The 2,462-nt window shown below is 39.9% G+C and carries 6 protein-coding genes; all 6 read right to left on the bottom strand.

Features of this window, described 5'->3' with window-relative positions:
* The coding region (locus J2S23_RS11255; protein WP_307122791.1) for a CPBP family intramembrane glutamic endopeptidase at positions 1-560 on the bottom strand (560 nt) is incomplete at its 3' end.
* Positions 561-562: 2 nt separating this feature from the next.
* Positions 563-796, bottom strand: coding sequence for a transcriptional regulator (locus J2S23_RS11250; RefSeq protein ID WP_307122790.1), 234 nt, complete (start codon positions 794-796; stop codon positions 563-565).
* A gap of 9 nt (positions 797-805) precedes the next feature.
* Positions 806-1,189, bottom strand: a complete 384-nt coding sequence (locus J2S23_RS11245; RefSeq protein WP_307122789.1) for a thioredoxin domain-containing protein — start codon at positions 1,187-1,189, stop codon at positions 806-808.
* 9 nt (positions 1,190-1,198) lie between these two features.
* Positions 1,199-1,627, bottom strand: coding sequence for a hypothetical protein (locus J2S23_RS11240; protein ID WP_307122788.1), 429 nt, complete (start codon positions 1,625-1,627; stop codon positions 1,199-1,201).
* A gap of 68 nt (positions 1,628-1,695) precedes the next feature.
* Entirely contained in the window at positions 1,696-2,118 is a 423-nt protein-coding gene (locus J2S23_RS11235; protein ID WP_017649788.1) for a hypothetical protein, read from the bottom strand.
* A partial coding sequence (locus tag J2S23_RS11230) for a DNA cytosine methyltransferase (protein WP_307122787.1) occupies positions 2,099-2,462 on the bottom strand: 364 nt, incomplete at its 5' end. The genes J2S23_RS11230 and J2S23_RS11235, both read right to left, overlap by 20 nt.

Genomic DNA, 2,462 nt, shown 5'->3' with positions numbered 1-2,462 from the left:
GCGATACTGTTCCAAGACAGATGAACGAGAGTTGAGTTCAAGCAGTCTGTTTGCCCTCTCACCACACCAAGTGTGAGACCTAAACTCCCATAAAGCACCCAAGTGAATAAACTAGAGGGGTGGTGGGCTAAGGCAAAGAGGAGACTCGTTAACACAACTTGACTCATTGGTTGAGACAAGAGTCCCCACAACACTTCTCGGTAAAAGACTTCTTCCACGACACTGGCATTAAGGAGAAAAAGAATAAAGGACAGAACAGGAATCTGGTTTTGAACAATCACTAACGTTTCTTGATTTGCCTCACTTCCTGAAAACATAGCACTCATGATAAGAGCAATACTTACCATGACACCTAGACTACCAAGTACCCAAAGCCCTCTCTCCTTCAAGGATAGGTTTCTTTTCGGTATCTTAAACCTTTTCCAGCTCCACAATAGCAGGGCTAGAAACGTCACTTGTAAAACTGTTAACCATGCCCCATTTAGCAAACCAACTAGGTACACACTCACTAGGAAGACATTAACATGAATGGCTCCGTACATGACTACTAAACGTTTCATCTCTACCTCCTAAACAAATCTTCATAGTCAATCTCTAAGACGGTCACTATTGTCTCCACCCATTTGACTTGTGGCATGAGACGATGAGATTTGTAGTGACGAAAGGTTTGGTAGAGGCGCTTAAACTCACTAGGGTAGACGTATTGTCCCTTAAACATCTGTCGAGCAAGGGCAGCCCATGACAGTCCTTTTTCCATAACGATAATTTCCAAATTTTCCCAAAAGCGTTCGTTCATAGCTCCTCCTTATGTCGTCATGTCCTTAAAAAGATATTCACGAAAGGAAACCACTTTTTGACTTCTCGGAAGAAAGGTCCTCGCTTCTTCTAAACTCATATCGGGATACACGTTATCCTCACAAACCACAAGTGGGAGACGAAGATTCTGGTCAGGTTTCCGTAGAACTAACGTCACTAACTCACTCAATTTCATCTCTCTATGACCTTTAAATCGTTGTAGCGAAGGGGATAAGAGCGTAAAACAATCACTGCTTTTGGTAAACAACCTCAGTAATTCTTCACGTGATAGATGACTCACTTCTTTACAGGAGTAGGAAATACCATGCGAGTCACAAAAAGACAGGAGTTTTTGATTCCGACTGGTATTTCGACTTAAATAGATTTCTAACATCTCTTCCTCCTACACAGATAGCTCCTTCTCTAATGCTTGAGTTGGTGGGGTAAACACCTTACTCATATCAATAGGTGACCTGCCTTCACCGTAGCATTTAATTGTTATAAGACATTGGACCATTTCATATTGACCTTTGTATTTGTACAACTGACCATAAGTTCTGAATGCTAAATGATTTTCATCTGTTAAAAAGGCATCCCCACCATTTTTTAGATCCTCATTCTGAATAAATTCTTGATAATTCTTAAGATTTGATTCAAACAGCTTTGGTGAAATTTTCTCTTTGTGATAACTATCCTCGTAGACGACCATGACATCACAATCATAGTCTGGTAGACTAGCAATTAGGCTGTCCTGTCGTTCTGTTTCAGCATAATGTATTTCTAACTCAAGATCTGAGCAGTCTAAGATACTTTTTTCATGTAGTAATTTCATGTTTCTTCCTCTTCAACCTTTCTATTGGTTGTCATTCTTAGATTTTTGATAGCCTATACCTAGACCATCTATACGATTAGCACCATTTCTTGAGTTGGTGGTGTGAACACCTTACTCATATCAATCGGTGACCTGCCTTCCCCAAAACATGTCACAGTCACAAGTGCCGTTAAGATACCAACATTTTCCTGATATGAATAGCTCTGACCATAGACTTTAAAAGCTAGATCGTTCTCTTCAGTTAAAAAGACATCCACTCCATTTATAAGGTCTTCATTTTGGAGTAACTCTTCTATACGATGTAAGTTTGACTCTAAAAAGTAAGGCGACCAATAATTTTTATGATAGTCATCAATATAGGTTACTGAAAGTTCACAGTCATAATCTGGTAACTCAAAGACTAAATTCATGATATTATCCATTTCTTCTTGATGAATGGCTTCTTCCAGTTCTGTGCATTCCCTAATACTCTTAGTGTGTAATAATGTCATGTTCTTCTTCCTCTTCAATCTTTCTAAATTCTCTAGCAATGGCTTCAATAACGGTTACGGTCACACTATTTCCGGCCTGTTTATACAACTGACTTTTACTGGATACGCTCTCTGCCCTTTGATAAGCCCAATCAGGAAATCCTTGGAGCCTGAAACACTCTCTTGGGGTTAGGCGTCTGATTCTCAACCGATACAGTTTTCCATCTAGGATTATTCCAGTCACTTCATACCACTTGTCCTTACGGTATTCCAAAGCAGCAACAACCACTCCCATATTGTCAGAAGTTGTTAAAGTATTTGAAATCCCCTTTCCCACTCGTCCTCTGCGTTTGGTAGACTCTGGG

The sequence above is a fragment of the Streptococcus moroccensis genome (assembly GCF_030812835.1).
Lineage (GTDB): Bacteria > Bacillota > Bacilli > Lactobacillales > Streptococcaceae > Streptococcus > Streptococcus moroccensis.
The sequence above is the reverse complement of the archived record's forward strand: the minus strand, read 5'-3'. Positions and strand labels throughout refer to the sequence as shown.

Coding starts and splice junctions, on each gene's coding strand:
- J2S23_RS11250 (WP_307122790.1), bottom strand. CDS start 796: ATGAACGAACGCTTTTGGGAAAATTTGGAAATTATCGTTATGGAAAAA.
- J2S23_RS11245 (WP_307122789.1), bottom strand. CDS start 1,189: ATGTTAGAAATCTATTTAAGTCGAAATACCAGTCGGAATCAAAAACTC.
- J2S23_RS11240 (WP_307122788.1), bottom strand. CDS start 1,627: ATGAAATTACTACATGAAAAAAGTATCTTAGACTGCTCAGATCTTGAG.
- J2S23_RS11235 (WP_017649788.1), bottom strand. CDS start 2,118: ATGACATTATTACACACTAAGAGTATTAGGGAATGCACAGAACTGGAA.